Origin of the sequence: Acinetobacter sp. YH16051 (assembly GCF_013417135.1) — a bacterium.
GTDB classification, from domain to species: Bacteria; Pseudomonadota; Gammaproteobacteria; order Pseudomonadales; family Moraxellaceae; genus Acinetobacter; species Acinetobacter towneri.
Genome location: NZ_VPEN01000006.1, coordinates 62,928 through 78,054, shown reverse-complemented (window position 1 = coordinate 78,054; position 15,127 = coordinate 62,928). Strand labels below are relative to the sequence as shown.

At 43.7% G+C, this 15,127-nt stretch carries 11 protein-coding genes; 10 read left to right on the top strand and 1 reads right to left on the bottom strand.

Annotation, left to right across the window (positions count from 1 at the left end):
- Positions 1-173: 173 nt before the first annotated feature.
- Positions 174-683 (top strand): hypothetical protein, encoded by a 510-nt coding sequence (locus FTV41_RS07110; RefSeq protein ID WP_004975913.1) that lies wholly within the window; start codon positions 174-176, stop codon positions 681-683.
- A gap of 65 nt (positions 684-748) precedes the next feature.
- On the opposite strand, the gene FTV41_RS07105 is transcribed toward FTV41_RS07110, so the two are convergent.
- A complete protein-coding gene (locus FTV41_RS07105; protein WP_179996330.1) occupies positions 749-2,167 on the bottom strand; it encodes a phosphate--AMP phosphotransferase in 1,419 nt (472 codons plus the stop codon).
- Between the two features lie 246 nt (positions 2,168-2,413).
- Here FTV41_RS07105 and FTV41_RS07100 point away from each other — a divergent pair, with 246 nt between their 5' ends.
- From FTV41_RS07100 to FTV41_RS07060, 9 genes are all read left to right on the top strand, one after another.
- Positions 2,414-3,118, top strand: a complete 705-nt coding sequence (locus tag FTV41_RS07100) for a hypothetical protein (RefSeq protein WP_004975910.1) — start codon at positions 2,414-2,416, stop codon at positions 3,116-3,118.
- Positions 3,119-3,286: 168 nt separating this feature from the next.
- A complete protein-coding gene (gene ubiE / locus FTV41_RS07095; protein WP_004975907.1) occupies positions 3,287-4,231 on the top strand; it encodes a bifunctional demethylmenaquinone methyltransferase/2-methoxy-6-polyprenyl-1,4-benzoquinol methylase UbiE in 945 nt (314 codons plus the stop codon).
- 11 nt (positions 4,232-4,242) lie between these two features.
- Positions 4,243-4,938, top strand: a complete 696-nt coding sequence (locus FTV41_RS07090; RefSeq protein ID WP_004975904.1) for an SCP2 domain-containing protein — start codon at positions 4,243-4,245, stop codon at positions 4,936-4,938.
- Positions 4,939-4,951: 13 nt separating this feature from the next.
- Positions 4,952-6,571: an AarF/ABC1/UbiB kinase family protein gene (locus FTV41_RS07085; protein WP_179988492.1), complete on the top strand. Its 1,620-nt coding sequence runs from the start codon at positions 4,952-4,954 to the stop codon at positions 6,569-6,571.
- A gap of 207 nt (positions 6,572-6,778) precedes the next feature.
- Positions 6,779-7,858 (top strand): patatin-like phospholipase family protein, encoded by a 1,080-nt coding sequence (locus tag FTV41_RS07080; protein ID WP_179996329.1) that lies wholly within the window; start codon positions 6,779-6,781, stop codon positions 7,856-7,858.
- Positions 7,859-7,984: 126 nt separating this feature from the next.
- Entirely contained in the window at positions 7,985-8,767 is a 783-nt protein-coding gene (hisIE, locus tag FTV41_RS07075) for a bifunctional phosphoribosyl-AMP cyclohydrolase/phosphoribosyl-ATP diphosphatase HisIE (RefSeq protein ID WP_004975893.1), read from the top strand.
- Positions 8,768-8,789: 22 nt separating this feature from the next.
- Positions 8,790-10,292, top strand: coding sequence for a UvrD-helicase domain-containing protein (locus FTV41_RS07070; protein ID WP_004975892.1), 1,503 nt, complete (start codon positions 8,790-8,792; stop codon positions 10,290-10,292).
- Positions 10,293-10,308: 16 nt separating this feature from the next.
- Complete coding sequence (locus tag FTV41_RS07065; RefSeq protein ID WP_154321107.1) at positions 10,309-11,682, top strand: AAA family ATPase; 1,374 nt, start codon at positions 10,309-10,311, stop codon at positions 11,680-11,682.
- 607 nt (positions 11,683-12,289) lie between these two features.
- Positions 12,290-15,127, top strand: coding sequence for a monovalent cation/H+ antiporter subunit A (locus FTV41_RS07060; RefSeq protein ID WP_179996328.1), 2,838 nt, complete (start codon positions 12,290-12,292; stop codon positions 15,125-15,127).

The window sequence follows — 15,127 nt, the reverse complement described above, 5'->3', positions numbered from 1 at the left end:
TCATTTGCCTCAAGCACAACAAAAGAATAAAGATTATTGGCTATACACTTACAACGGTGTATGCCACTTTACAAGCATACTTTTATTGCCTACTTTATTCAAAAAGTGCTTTGAATAAAGTGGTTTAATTTACCAAACAGCATACGATTATCCGCCATTTTAAGGTTGTACTTATGATAAAAAGAGAGACAATTCCAGACAGTATTGATCCAAGCCTAGACTTGGAAATGATTCGTGCAGAATGCCTAGAACTGGTCAAAAAACGTGCCTATTTTTCTGCAGGTGCAGCCGTCATTCCTGTGCCGTTCTTAGACGTTGTCATTGATGTGGGCATCTTGTCGCAACTGATTCCAGAAATTAATGCACGTTTTGGCTTATCTCCTGAGCAAGTCAGCGTGTATGATCCTGAAACCCGAAAAGTCCACTGGAGCGAATTGCGTAAACGCGGTGTGGAATTTTCAGGCTTAGTCGTGGCGCGTACTGCAGTAAAAAAATCCCTGAATAATGTCGCAGCCAAGTACATCACCAAACAAGTCACCAAGTTTATTCCATTGGGTGGACAAATGGTGGCAGCAGGTTTGGGTTATTTTATTATGAAAAAAATTGCCGAAACGCATGTTGAAGAAAGCTATAAACTGGCAAAAAGCATTCAGCTTAAACAAGCCAAAGTTGTGAATGCTTAATTTTTAAACTAAACAGACTCAAATTCAGCTAACTTAACACGCAGTCTTTGCCTCCTCGAGGCAGATTATTCTGCCTTGAGTTGTTTCAAGATGGTTCTTAAAATTTCCAAACGTGCTGCATTTTTGTCATTACTCGGAATGATGTGCCACGGTGCATATTCGGTACTGGTACGTTGCAGCATATCTGCCGCTGCCACCAAATAATCATCCCAACGGCTACGGTTGCGCCAGTCTTCATCTGTAATTTTAAAACGCTTATGTGCGGTTTCCTGACGTGCTTTAAAACGCAGCTCCTGCTCATCTTTACTAATGGCTAACCAAAATTTAATGACAACAGTTTGATGGTCATTTAAGTCTTTTTCAAAGCGGTTGATTTCGTCATAAGCACGTTGCCATTCCAGTGGGCTAATCAAACCTTCTACACGTTCTACCAATACCCGCCCATACCAAGAACGGTCAAAAATATTGATTTTTTCTTCAGGCAGAATTTTCGTCCAAAAACGCCACAAATAAGGACGACTGATTTCAAAGGCTTCAGGTGCACTAATGGTGTAAATTTCGTATTCACGCGGATCCAGTTTTTTTACAATCCGTTTAATCGCACCGCCTTTGCCTGCTGCGTCCATTCCTTCAAAAACAATGCTGACATTACGGTTATCTAAACGCAGTGCATCTGCCACTTTTTTCGTGAGTTTCTTTAACTCTGCTTTATAGTCATCCTCATTGACCGATTCAGATACAGGATTAAGCAAAACTTCTGGAATTTCTGCAGCTTGCCAAGTGATGCCTGAACTGGTCGGATGCACAGGACAATGCTCTAAAGCACGTAAAATATGCTGTGCAAATTGTTGATCGCGGATGGTTTCATCTTCGCAATCAATCATAATCCAGTCATCGGTAAAGCGTTGGCGCAGCTTTTGCAAGCTGTCATATTGCTTTTTATTGCGCCAATCCAAGCCGTGCAATTTATGCCAATGCACTTCGCTCGGTTCCATATCATCTAGTCGTTTTTGTAGTGATTTCCACGATAAATCGAACCAGATTTTAATGACATCCACATGGTTATTTTTTAAGTCTTCTTCATAGGCACGCATTTTTTCGACATAGTTATCAAACATGGTGTCATCAATTTTTTTAGACACATGCATGGCTGTGCTTAATAAGTCACTATACCAATTGCCAAACATCACCATAATTTGACCTTCGGCAGGAATAAAACGTGCATAAGGCTGCCAAAGTGTCTGTTTGGGATTAAACGGGTGTGGCGCATCGGCTTTTACCCTTAAATAACGCGGATCGACCCATTCCCTAAGTTGTTTGACCGACTCTCCTTTCCCCGCCAATTCAATGCCGCTCACTAAAATCAGCAAACTTTTGGCATTTTTTTCACCTTTGGTATTTTTTAAAGCATATTGGGCTTCAATTAGCTCGACTGAAAGTTGTTCTTCTTCCATGAGTTTAAATTCAGTATGTGCTTGTGACATCATCTACCCTATTGTTGTGTTATTTAAGCTCTGCTGATCATTCGTCTATATTTACGATATTAGAATGAGCGACAGACTTTGATCAGTATACGAATATCGACCCATTTTTTAACAACTTTTCGCGTATTTTTGTAGATTAATCTCACACACTGACCTTTGCCGTTTGGAATTCTGTGTAATTTGTCATAGCGACGAGATCAAACTCACATTAAGATTTGCCCATTCAACTCAATAATGAGACACCCTATGTCTAAACTTGCTGCTTTAGATGAGCTGTTAGAACTGTATTATCAATTTAAATATCATAAAAATCCTATGCTTTTTCAACGCTTACAAGATGTTCAAGCATGGCAAAAACAGCGTATGCAACGCACCCATGCCACACAGTTTGCCGAAAAGCACAATGTCTTGATGGCTGAATATTTTTTAAACCGCTTATATGGCGGTCCAGATTTTGACGCTTTGGCAGGTCAAATTGCTCGCCTACTGAAATATGCACACAAAGCTGAAAAAATCATCCCTGAAAATGCAATAAAAACAGGGACTTCTGGGGTAAGTCTGGCGATTTTGGCAGTGCAGTTAGATGAACAAGTCGCGATACAATTGCTACAGGACTATCCTGAAAATATGCCTTTAAATGATGAGATGATGCGTCTGACTTATTTAAAGCTCGATCAGGGCGAAGCACGCTTAAAACAATTAAATATGTTGGATGAACTGGGTAAAAACCTAGATAAATATATGCGCTCTTTTGTGGTCTATACCGCTTTTAAAATGTGTAAAGGCGCGGCGCAAAAATACAGTTTTCAAATTATGTATGAGTTTATGCAAGATGGCTTTTTAGCCATGAAACCATTAAAGTCCGCAGAGAAATTTGTGAAGCAATTTACTACCACAGAACGGGAAATTATTGCCAAAGTACATGCAGGTGATTTACATCCATTTTCATAATCCCAATGTGTGAAATAACCAACACTTATTCAGCACACTTACGCTATCTTTGGTTTTTTCTGTATATTATTCATAACAATTGCATGATGATTACTGTACAAGTGCTTAGAATCTGTCATCATGCATACACTGCAGCCTTAAGCCTTTTTATCCTGAGGAGTGACTCCAATGTCGAATGAAAATCAAACGCCTACCGCTACTCCCGAGTCGGCACAACCAACAGACAAAGTGAGTCCATTCTTAACCGAACCTCTACCGCAAGGCGCTCCACAAGGTCAGCAACAATCTTTAGAACAAAAATTAACGGATACACCTGTTACGGGTTCAGTGCCAAAATATAATTTGCCGCGCGGTGCCAACACAGGCAATGTCGGTGCAACCACACACTTCGGCTACCAAACCGTCAGCAGTGAAGATAAAGCCCAGAAAGTCGCAGAAGTCTTCCACTCGGTTGCAAGCAAATACGACATTATGAACGACTTAATGTCATTTGGTATTCACCGCTTATGGAAACGCTTTGCGATTAATATGTCAGGTGTACGTCGTGGTCAGCGCGTACTGGACATTGCAGGCGGTACGGGTGACTTAGCCAAAGTCTTTAGCCGTGAAGTTGGCCCTACAGGTCATGTGGTACTGTCAGATATTAACGAATCTATGCTGAATGTTGGCCGTGACCGTCTAATTGATGCAGGCTGTACCAATGTCGATTTCGTGTTGGCGAATGCCGAAACTTTAGAACCATTTGAAGACAACAGCTTTGACTTACTGACTATTTCATTTGGTTTACGTAACGTGACCGATAAAGATGCAGCTTTGGCAGCGATGTACCGCGTACTCAAGCCGGGTGGTCGTTTATTGATTTTAGAATTTTCAAAACCAGTATTTGAACCGTTCTCAAAACTCTACGATTTATATTCATTCACAGCATTGCCATTGATGGGTAAAATTGTCGCAAACGACTCAGAAAGCTACAAATACTTGGCTGAATCTATTCGTATGCACCCAGATCAACGCACTTTAAAAGGCATGATGGAACAGGCAGGCTTCCAAAACTGTGATTACCACAACCTGACTGGTGGTATTGTTGCCGTTCACCGTGGTTTTAAACTCTAAGGCGTACCGCAATGTGGTCAATTCTCGCCCTTGGTGCAGTTGAGAAACTGATTCATCATGTTATTGATTTGGATGCGATTACTCGCATCCAGCTCAACCAACTACACGGCAAAATGTTGCGTGTGGTGCTCGATTCGCCACAGCTTTCTGTAGATGTCTTTTTTGATGACAACAAAGTTCGTTTAGAACCTACTGCAACAGGTCACAGCGAGCAGCCTTCTATTTTTGAGCAACGCCCGTTTGATCAAGCGCAAAATATCAGCCCCGCAACGACCACTTTGCATGTTAAAAATGTGGTGCAATTGCTCAAACTGTTGCTATCCGATGAAGTGGGCAATATTCCCCTACAAGGTGACTATCATCTTTTACAAGATATTCAGCGCATTATGCAGCAGGCTGAACTAGACTTGGCCGCACATTTAAGCCCTTGGATTGGTCCTGCTTTGGCTCATGAAGTTGGCAAAATTCAGCTTGCACCCAAGCATTTAAAACGCAGTCTACACAGCCATTTGTTCTTTGCTGAAGATGCCCTAAAAGAAGACAGTGGTCTATTTGCCCCACGCTGGCAAATGGATGACTTACAACAAGACACGCGCATTTTTCAACAAAATTTAGACCGCGCCGAAGCCAAAATTCAACAGCTACAAGCGCAGCTTGATGCACAGCCAGATACCGCTTCTGACACCTTAAACTCCACTCAACCCTAGGGAATAAGTCTTTATGATTCCGCACGTTTCACGTTTACTCGAACTTTGGCGCATTGCCGCGCACTATAGACTCGACACGTTGTTTCCTGCGGAAGAACTACCAGAAAAGGCACGTCATGCGCTCAGTTTTATTCGCATGCACCCTGCGGCTTGGTCAAGTAAAGAACGTAAAAACCCGCTGAAGCTCAAAGAAGCTTTAGAAGAAATGGGACCATTGGCAATTAAACTTGGGCAATTGCTGTCTACGCGTCGTGACCTGATTCCGCCTGAAGTTTTACAGCAATTGGTATTGCTACAAGACCGTGTCAAACCGTTCGGTTCTGACGTGGCACAAATGCGAATTCAGCAATCCCTTAAGGCAGACATCAACACCCTGTTTGCCCGTTTTGATGAACAGCCTTTGGCAGCAGCCTCTATTGCGCAAGTCCATACCGCTGCCTTGCATGATGGTCGTGAAGTCGTGGTTAAAGTCACCCGCCCCGATATTCGCCAGCAAATTCTACAAGATTTTGAAATTTTGGAATGGCTCGGCGCAGCACTGGAAAAACGTCTGGAAGCGGCACGTGCTCTACATTTATCTGAAATTATTCAGGACTATCGTCAAATTATTCTCAACGAACTGGATTTGACCTTAGAAGCGGATAACACCCGCCGCATGCGTCACTACTTTACAGGCTCAAGCATGATGTATGTGCCTGAAGTCTATATGGACAGTAAAGATGTAATGGTGGCAGAGCGCATTACAGGCGTGCCAATTTCCGACACAGCAACCTTTGATCGTTTGGGTATGGATCGTGCCGATTTGGCAGAAAAAGGCCTCACAATTTTCTTTACCCAAGTGTTCCGTGACAACTTTTTCCATGCCGATATGCACCCTGGCAACGTCTTCGTGGAAACCATCAATCCGAATAATCCGCGTTTTATTGCGCTAGATTGTGCGATTATGGGCGAGCTGTCCAAGCATGACCAAATGACCGTAGCGCGTATGTTGCTAGCAGTGATGAACAGCAACTTTATGCAGCTGATTCAAGTCGTACATCAAGCTGGCTGGATTCCACCAGGCACAGATCAAGATGCCCTCGCCCGCGAAATGCGTCGTACTGTCGGGCCAATGGTGTCTAAACCGATGCACGAATTGGACTTTGCTGGCATTCTGATTCAGGTCATGGATATTGCACGTCGTTTCCATTTGGAAATTCCACCACAATTGATGCTACTCCTGAAAACATTGGTGCACGTTGAAGGCTTGGGCACAGACTTATATCCTGAACTGGATATCTGGAAACTGGCAAAACCAATTTTAACGGATTGGATTAAAGCCAATATGAATCCAGTCAAAAATGTCAAAGAAATTGGGCAGCAAATTCCTGACCTGTTACTGGGTGCACAAGACTTACCAAGTTTAATGATTGACAGTTTAAATGGTTTAAAAAACCAATCGGCTTGGCATTCCAAACAATTGCATGAATTACAAAGCATGCGTCTGCAAATGGAACATCAGCAAAAACGCAGCTGGATTTTTGGCAGCATTATGGCCATTTTCCTCTCCATTGCGATTATTGCACCGTGGTATGTCTCTATTGTTTTAATCGCGTTGGCAAGTTTCTTGGCGATTTGGCGTATAGCTAAATAAAGCCACATTGCTTGATAACAAACTGATTAGACGATAAAAAAATTAGAAAGCCTGTTTTAAAGCAGGCTTTTTTATCACGCTGATTTTCTCTAACTCATCCTAAAAACTACCGCATGACTCATCAGTCACCAAATGATGCCTCTCGCCATTGTTGCAAAAATCACCACGCCTACAATTAATGCACATTTGTAGCGTTATAGATCAAGCATGACTCAGCTTTTGCATAAACGTGCCCCTGCACTCAGTATTCGCGCAGGACATCTGGCACGCCAACTGATTGAACAAGAAGGCTTACATGCCCAACACGTCGATATTATTCCAGGTGCAGCAGGCGGCCCCAAAGGTATTGGCATTCAAGGCTTAGACCAAGCTATTTTTGGCGAGTTTTTTGCCCAAGCCCCAAAGCGTCGTACTGTGGTCGGTTCTTCAATTGGCAGTTGGCGCTTTGCCAGTATTTTGGCGTGGGGCGCAAAACAAGGCACTGAACGCCTGTCCGATTTATATACCAACTTGTATTTTCATAAAAAAATGTCGCGCCAAGAAGTCGCTGAGATTTGTCAAAATATGCTGTTTGAACTGATTCAGGGACAGCAACAACAACTGATTCAGCATCCTGACTATCACCTCACGGTCATTTCCGTCAAAGCTCAACATATTTTCCAAAGTGACCAAGCCTTGCCTTTGCTAGCATCTGTGGCTGGAATTATTGGTAGCAATGCCATTGCGCGCAAACATAACCGCTTATTTATGCAACGCGTCATCAGCCAACCTGCGCAAGGTCAGCAGTTTATGGTAGAGGATGATTTTGTCACCCATTACCAAGCCCTGAATGAGCAGAATGTCGCACCGTGGCTGCTCGCCTCAGCGTCTATTCCCGGGGTGATGTCTGCTATTCGTGACATTCCTGATGCGCCCGTGGGCAGTTATCGGGATGGTGGCTTAATTGACTACCATCTAGATTTACCTTACCAAAGTCAGGGCATTGTGCTGTACCCACACTTTACCGACAGCATTACCCCTGGCTGGTTTGATAAAATGTTGAAGCATCGTAAAGCCAATCCTGAAAATCAGGCCCGGACACTCTTGCTATCACCTTCGGCAGAATATTTAAGCAGCTTGCCTTTAGGCCGTTTGCCCGATCGTAAAGACTTCACCTTAAAAGGTTTAGATCAGGCACAGCGCATTCGCTTATGGAAACAATCGGTGGCAGAAAGTCAGCGTTTGGGCGATGAATTTCTGGAAATGGTAGAAAAACAAAACTTCCCTCAATTTATGCAAGCGCTTTGACAGTACAAATCTGGCAAGATAATTTAGGTAAATTGTCTTGAATCACGTACACTATAGGGACGATGCAAAATCGTGCGCTCAGAAAATAGCGTCCATACAATTTAAATTAATTTTGGTGAACAACTCATGAATAACTTGCAATGGCTCGATGAAGTAAAATTTAACGAACAAGGATTAGTGCCTGCCATTGCACAGCATCATCAAACAGGACGTGTGTTGATGGTGGCGTGGATGAACCGTGAAGCCTTGGCACTGACTGCCGAAAAAAATCAGGCGGTGTATTTTTCACGTTCACGCAATAAATTGTGGCACAAGGGTGAAGAATCTGGACACTTTCAAACTGTGCACGAGATTCGTCTGGACTGCGATGCCGATGTGATTATCCTGCAAATTGAACAACATGGTGGAATTGCTTGCCACACAGGGCGTGAATCTTGTTTCTATCGCAAACTCACCGCCAATGGTTGGGAAATTGTAGATGCACAGCTGAAAGACCCGAATCAAATTTATGGTGAACAAGCCGCCAATGCTCACACCTTAGCCATGAGCCAATCAAAGGCACAAGCTGAACAGGTTGAAGTTTTGGCTTATTTAGGGCAAATGATGAGCGAGCGCAAAACCGCTAATCCTGACTCATCTTATGTAGCCAAGCTATACCATAAAGGCTTGAATAAAATTTTGGAAAAAGTCGGTGAAGAAACCGTGGAAGCAATTATTGCCGCCAAAGATTTCAACACCGAAGCCAATGCCAACAACAAAAATGACCTGATTTATGAAGTGGCCGATTTATGGTTCCACAGCATTGTCATGTTGGGTTATTTCGATATTGAACCGCAAGTGGTACTGAATGAATTGGCTCGTCGTCAAGGTTTATCAGGCTTGGTTGAAAAAGCCAACCGTAGCCATTAACGCGAAAAGCCAACCCTGATCTGTGTCTGTAATCACCAAGCCTCGCCCGACCTATGAGCAAGCCACTGCTATAGATAATGCACGTCTGGGCAAATCTTTTAAAGTGATTGCCTATGCAGGTACAGGTAAAACCACGACCTTACAAATGATCAGTGATGCCATGCCAGAACGGCGTGGCATGTACTTGGCATTTAACAAAGCCATTGCCGCAGAAGCACAAAGTAAATTTCATCGTCAGGTCGATTGTCGTACATTTCACTCGCTTGCATATCGCAGCGTTCCACGTGGAGTCACCGACAAATTACGCCTACCCCGTTTAAGTCCAAGTTTTATTGCCAAAGAGTATCGTTTAGAACCGATTACCCTTAGACGTATGATGGGCGGACGCTATGAAAAATATGTGTTGATGCCAAGTCGTTTAGCCAGTTTGGTGGCCAATGCCGTGAGTCATTTCTGCTCGACCAGTTCGCAATACCCTGCCCCACGACATTTACAAGCACCCAGTTGGTTGCATCCAGATGACATCGACACCTTACAAAAGCATCTTTATCCTGCGGTAGAACGACGCTGGTTGGAGTCAATTGACCCGAATCATCAGGCAGGCATTGGACACGATATTTATCTGAAACTTTGGGCCTTGTCTGAACCCAACATTCCTGCCGATTATGTGCTGTTTGACGAAGCTCAAGATGCCGACCCGCTCATGCTGGGCATTTTACTCAAGCAACGTAATACTCAAGTGATTTATGTGGGCGATGCGCATCAGCAAATCTATGCTTGGCGTGGTGCAATCAATGCCATGCAGCAATTACCTTTGCCTGAATCACGACTGACCACATCGTTCCGTTTTGGTGAAGAAATTGCCCTGACCGCCAATGCCATTTTAGGTGGGCTGAATGAAACCGTGCCACTCTTGGGCAATCCAGAATTACATTCCAAAGTGGTCAACAAACCGCATACCAAAATGCGTGATGCGATTTTATGCCGTACCAACGCCCGTGCCATGGAACTGCTACTGGCAGGTTTAGTGCATGGCGATAAAGTCAGTCTGCAAGCCGACCATGTGCGCTTAAACCGTTTTGTGGATGCTGCCGCGATGCTCAAACAAGGCAAACGTGTGACCGACGTTCCGGAACTGGCATGGTTTAACTCTTGGCATGATGTACATGAATATTGTGAAACCAACGATGGCAGCGACATTAAACCTTTGGTCAAACTGGTGGATGATCATGGTACTAATCCACTCAAACGGGCGTTGGCAAAAATCACCCCAATTGACCAAGCCGACTATATTATTTCGACAGCGCATAAAGCCAAAGGTTTAGAATGGAATCGGGTACATATTGAAGACGACTACCAATTTAAACTGAACGACAAAGAGCATAAAATTAGCGATGAAGAATTAAGATTACTGTACGTGGCATGCACACGTGCTAAAGTCAGTTTAAATATTCATCATATTTACGATTTGGTACAACAACTGAAAATAAAAATGCCGACATCGTTACGCAAAGCGGTGGGGTAATTGCAGCAGGTGCGCTATGAAAATTACATCGGTTCATTTCAGACACATCACCCATTTTGCAGACCTAAAACTCGAACTCAATTATCACGACCTGCCCATTACGCTTATTTTGGCAGACCAAAGCGCGGGTAAAACCTCGCTGTTACGATTTAGTTATCAAGCACTGACTTGGTTTGCCGCTCGCTATAAAGACTTACGCACTGCGGGTTTGGTGATGCAAGATCAAGATATTTTGTTCAACCGCTTGCAAGCTAAAATTGATGTTTGTGTGGAAATTCCAGCAGAAATAGGCAGTTTGGCAGAATCAAGCAACACGCAAATTGAAAGCACCCAACATTGTGACTGGCAATTATATAAAACCCTGAATAGTAGCGGCGTAGGAGTAAGCAAAGCAGAAACCGCCAAGCTTGAAAAAATGGTGCAGCTCTATCAACACGCCATTAAACATGACCCGATGCAAGGTCTACCGCTGATTGCCTACTACCCTGCAGAACGCTTCGTGAATGAAGTTAATTTACTCAATAAAAATAATCCGCTGATTTTACAACCTGGACATGCCTACGAAATTGCTGCGATTCCATTCACGACATTTACTCGTTTTTTTGAATGGTTGCGGGAAATTTCCGATATTGAAAATGCCCAAAGTGCGCAGCTTTTACACAAGCTATATCAGCAACAACAAAGCGAACTCGCACAAACCCTGAATCAGTCCTTATTGCATGCCTATACCCAAATGCATGCACCGAGTTTACAAGCACTGAAAGATGCCTTACAAATCGTGCTGCCTGAAATTGAAGACCTATATCTACAACATCTGCCTAAATTACAACTCATGGTGCGCTGTCAGGGCAAAGATATGCTGTATCAGCAATTGTCGAACAGTCAGCGCAACTGGATTGCTCTGGTAGGCGATATTGTACGTCGCCTCTGTTTGCTAAACCCAAACAGTTTGTATCCGTGTCGCGAGGGAGATGGTATTTTGTTGATTGACCAGATTGATCATCAGCTCGATCAACAACAGGCCGCACAAATACTGACCCGTTTACATCAAGCTTTTCCGCGCTTACAAATTATTGCCACAGGCAACCGCAGCGAACTTTTGGAACAAGCGGAACGCTTTCAATGTTTAAAACTGGAACATCAACAGCTGCATCCCATCGCATGGCAAAGTTTACAACCGCAGTTTGCAGAAATTTATGCTGATGTGCTAGAAACCACTCACACGACAGAAGACGTCAGCCTACAAGAACAAAACCCAACACAATTAGGCACGGCTGAAATTTTGCAGCAGATTCAAAACCATTTAACTGCCGAACAAAAACAGGAATTGCTGCAACGCTTACAGCAATTGGATAGTGAGCCAACACCTGATCAATTGCCTGAATCTTAATTGCCGAAGTCTTTCAAGGCATACTTGGCCAAAAAGCAAGGAAATACTTTATCCCGCATATAACAGACGGTATATAATGACTTTGCTGTATGCAAAATAAATTGATGTTGTTTTATTCATGTAATAAAATCAGATTAATTTTGAACTTTTATAGTAAAATCCGATTTTGCTGTAGTTTTTAAAGTTGCGCAATACAACTTTTTTTATACCTTGAATAGTGTCTATTGACCTTTCAAACACGGTGAATGCTGTAAAAATGCAGCAGATGCAGATCAACTTCATCCATAGTTCAACTAGGTTGTAGATTGACGCATCTAAATATTTTTAACACAGCTTTAACCAAACCAAGCACAACCTTATTCGCTGCATCGTCAGCGAAAGATCAGCATATTTTTTGCTGCTTGAGCCGCCTAGCCATGTAAAATTATTTTTGCATGATCTTGTTTTGAGTTTAAGTTGCGACAATACGCTCATCAAAACAATAGACTACGTGTTTACTGACACGACTGATTGGCTTTCAAGATTGAATCTTTTGGATGGTGTGTTGCTGTCCTGTAATCCTTGGAAGATAAGATTCATCCTTTAGGTTTTCAACCTATTCACGACAATGGATATGAGTGTGCTACCGATTATTATATTGTTACCGTTAGTACTGGGCACAACCCTTGTCTCGTGGCTGAAACAATTTTCACGCGGGGTAACGGCTTTAGGGGCGATTGGCGTCAGTCTGAGCAGTCTTATTCTGCTCCTGACTCAAGCAAAAGCAGTCTTTAATGGCGAAACGATCATTCAAACATGGTCTTGGCTGCCACAGTTGGGGATTGATTTAAGCTTTCGTCTAGATGCGCTTGGTTTATTATTCTCCTTGCTGATCACGGGGATCGGCACACTCATTTTTATTTATGCCTATTATTATTTAAGTCCACAAAACTCGCTCAGTAAACTCTATGTTCTCCTCATGCTGTTTATGGCTGCCATGTTGGGAATTTCGCTCTCCAATAACCTGATTTTGTTGCTGACTTTTTGGGAACTGACCAGTATTTCCTCTTTCTTATTGGTGGGTTATTGGAGCAATTACGAGGCAGCACAACGCGGCTCACGTATGGCACTGACCATTACAGGCATGGGCGGACTCGCCATGCTCGGTGGTTTTGTGTTATTGGCGCAAATCACAGGCACCTATCAAATTGACCAAATCTTAATGATGACTGAACAAATTCAAAGTCATCATTTATTTGTACCAACTTTATTGCTGATTTTATTGGGTGCATTTACCAAAAGTGCGCAATTTCCGTTTCACTTCTGGCTACCCAATGCCATGGCTGCACCCACGCCTGTTTCTGCCTATCTACATTCGGCAACGATGGTCAAAGCAGGGATTTTCTTGCTGGCGCGCTTATTGCCAATTTTTGCAGGCGCAGCGTTATATCACAACCTAGTCACCTTTATTGGTCTATTTACCCTGTGTATGGCAGCATTCTTTGCCATTTTCAAAGAAGATTTAAAAGGCTTATTGGCGTATTCCACCATCAGTCATTTAGGTCTGATCATGTGCTTACTCGGCATTGGTTCACCGTTAGCAGTAGCTGCTGCAATTTTCCACATCATCAACCACGCCACCTTTAAAGCGGCCCTGTTTATGATTGCAGGAATTATCGACCACGAATCAGGCACACGTGATTTACGCAAACTTAGTGGCTTATGGCAACTATTACCCTTTACCGCCACCCTCACTATGATTACCGCGGCCTCTATGGCTGGCGTACCGTTGACCAACGGCTTTTTGTCCAAAGAAATGTTCTTCACTGAACTGGTAGCAAACTTATCTGGCCCTGTACTGTTGGTTTCTGCAATTGTTGCGACACTGGCGGGTATTTTTGCAGTGGCCTATTCAATACGTTTGGTACACGGCGTTTTCTTTGATGGTCCAATTGGTAAAGATGTCCCAAACAAAGAAGCTCACGAACCTCCGTTTGGCATGCGTGCACCCGCAACTTTATTGGCTGTTTTATGTATTTTAGTCGGCTTGATGCCTGCCTTATTGGTCGAGCATATTGTCTATAGCACGACTCGTGCCAGTACCCAACTGTCGCAGTTTGAAGGCACACATCTGGCAATTTGGCATGGCTTTAATCTTCCCCTGCTGATGAGTGTTATTGCACTGCTTGGCGGGATCATTTTCTATTTCTCGCTCGCCAAAGGTGGAAAAATCCGTGAAATTGACCTCGACCCACATTTAGGTCAATTCCAAGGCAAACTGCTGTTTGAATTATTCTTAAAACATTTGCTACAAGTTTCACGCAAAATCAAACGTAAAACCGAAAATGGTTCACTGCAAAGCTATTTGGTGTGGATCATTGCTTTTACGGTATTCATGGTCGCGCTACCATTATTCAATCAGGGATTAACAACTGGCACACGTGAACTCACACATGCGCCTATGATTGCCATTGTTTTATGGTTATTGCTGTTCTCTGCCTGCTGGATGATGCTGTGGTTCCACCATGAGCGCATCAAAGCTGTCTTAATCAGCGGTGCAGTTGGCTTGGTCGTCACCATGATGTTTGTCGGACTGTCTGCTCCCGACTTGGCACAAACTCAAATCACGGTTGATGTCGTCACCACTGTTTTATTGCTGATGAGTCTATCGCTGCTCCCACAATTGACCCCGTATGAATCTAGCCGTTCACGTCGTTGGCGAGATGCCTTCATTGCGATTGGTGGCGGCATTGGTATCGGCTGGATTGCGTGGCTGGTTATGACTCGCGACCACAATTCAATTTCATGGTTCTTTAATCAGCAATCCATTCCACTCGGTGGCGGAACCAACGTGGTCAACGTCATTTTGGTGGACTTCCGTGGTTTCGATACCTTTGGTGAAATTACCGTCTTGGGCATTGCTGCGATTGGTACGCTGTGTTTAATGGATGGTATGCGTGCGCACGGCACTATCATGACCCAAGGTTTAACCTATCGCTTTAATCCTTCACCGTTGATGCTGCGGATTACCGCCTCATGGATTTTACCTATCGCCCTTGTGGTCAGCCTGTATATTTTCTTGCGCGGTCATAACTTACCAGGCGGTGGCTTTATTGCGGGCTTAATTACCGCAATGGCGTTGATCATCCAATACATTGCGCTTGGTCAAGACCACACCGAACAAATGCTCAAAGCTAAATCTGGACGTTTATACGAAATCTGGATTGGCGTGGGTTTAAGTATTGCAGGTCTGACAGGACTTGCCGCATGGTTCTGGGGACGTCCATTCCTCACCAGCGCACATATTTATGTCAATCCTCCGATTATTGGTGAAATGCACCTCGCTTCGGCTGCCTTATTTGATGTAGGCGTGTATGTCACGGTGGTTGGTGCGGTAATGTTGATGATTTCTGTCTTGGGCGACTCACGTCACTCAGGCATGTCTGGCCCACTTCCAAAGGAGTAA

What these genes read in the sequence shown, in the direction of transcription:
- ubiE (WP_004975907.1), top strand. Translation starts at nt 3,287, where the DNA reads ATGTCGAATGAAAATCAAACGCCTACCGCTACTCCCGAGTCGGCACAA.
- FTV41_RS07100 (WP_004975910.1), top strand. Translation starts at nt 2,414, where the DNA reads ATGTCTAAACTTGCTGCTTTAGATGAGCTGTTAGAACTGTATTATCAA.
- FTV41_RS07090 (WP_004975904.1), top strand. Translation starts at nt 4,243, where the DNA reads ATGTGGTCAATTCTCGCCCTTGGTGCAGTTGAGAAACTGATTCATCAT.
- FTV41_RS07110 (WP_004975913.1), top strand. Translation starts at nt 174, where the DNA reads ATGATAAAAAGAGAGACAATTCCAGACAGTATTGATCCAAGCCTAGAC.
- FTV41_RS07085 (WP_179988492.1), top strand. Translation starts at nt 4,952, where the DNA reads ATGATTCCGCACGTTTCACGTTTACTCGAACTTTGGCGCATTGCCGCG.
- hisIE (WP_004975893.1), top strand. Translation starts at nt 7,985, where the DNA reads ATGAATAACTTGCAATGGCTCGATGAAGTAAAATTTAACGAACAAGGA.
- FTV41_RS07060 (WP_179996328.1), top strand. Translation starts at nt 12,290, where the DNA reads ATGGATATGAGTGTGCTACCGATTATTATATTGTTACCGTTAGTACTG.
- FTV41_RS07105 (WP_179996330.1), bottom strand. Translation starts at nt 2,167, where the DNA reads ATGTCACAAGCACATACTGAATTTAAACTCATGGAAGAAGAACAACTT.
- FTV41_RS07065 (WP_154321107.1), top strand. Translation starts at nt 10,309, where the DNA reads ATGAAAATTACATCGGTTCATTTCAGACACATCACCCATTTTGCAGAC.
- FTV41_RS07080 (WP_179996329.1), top strand. Translation starts at nt 6,779, where the DNA reads ATGACTCAGCTTTTGCATAAACGTGCCCCTGCACTCAGTATTCGCGCA.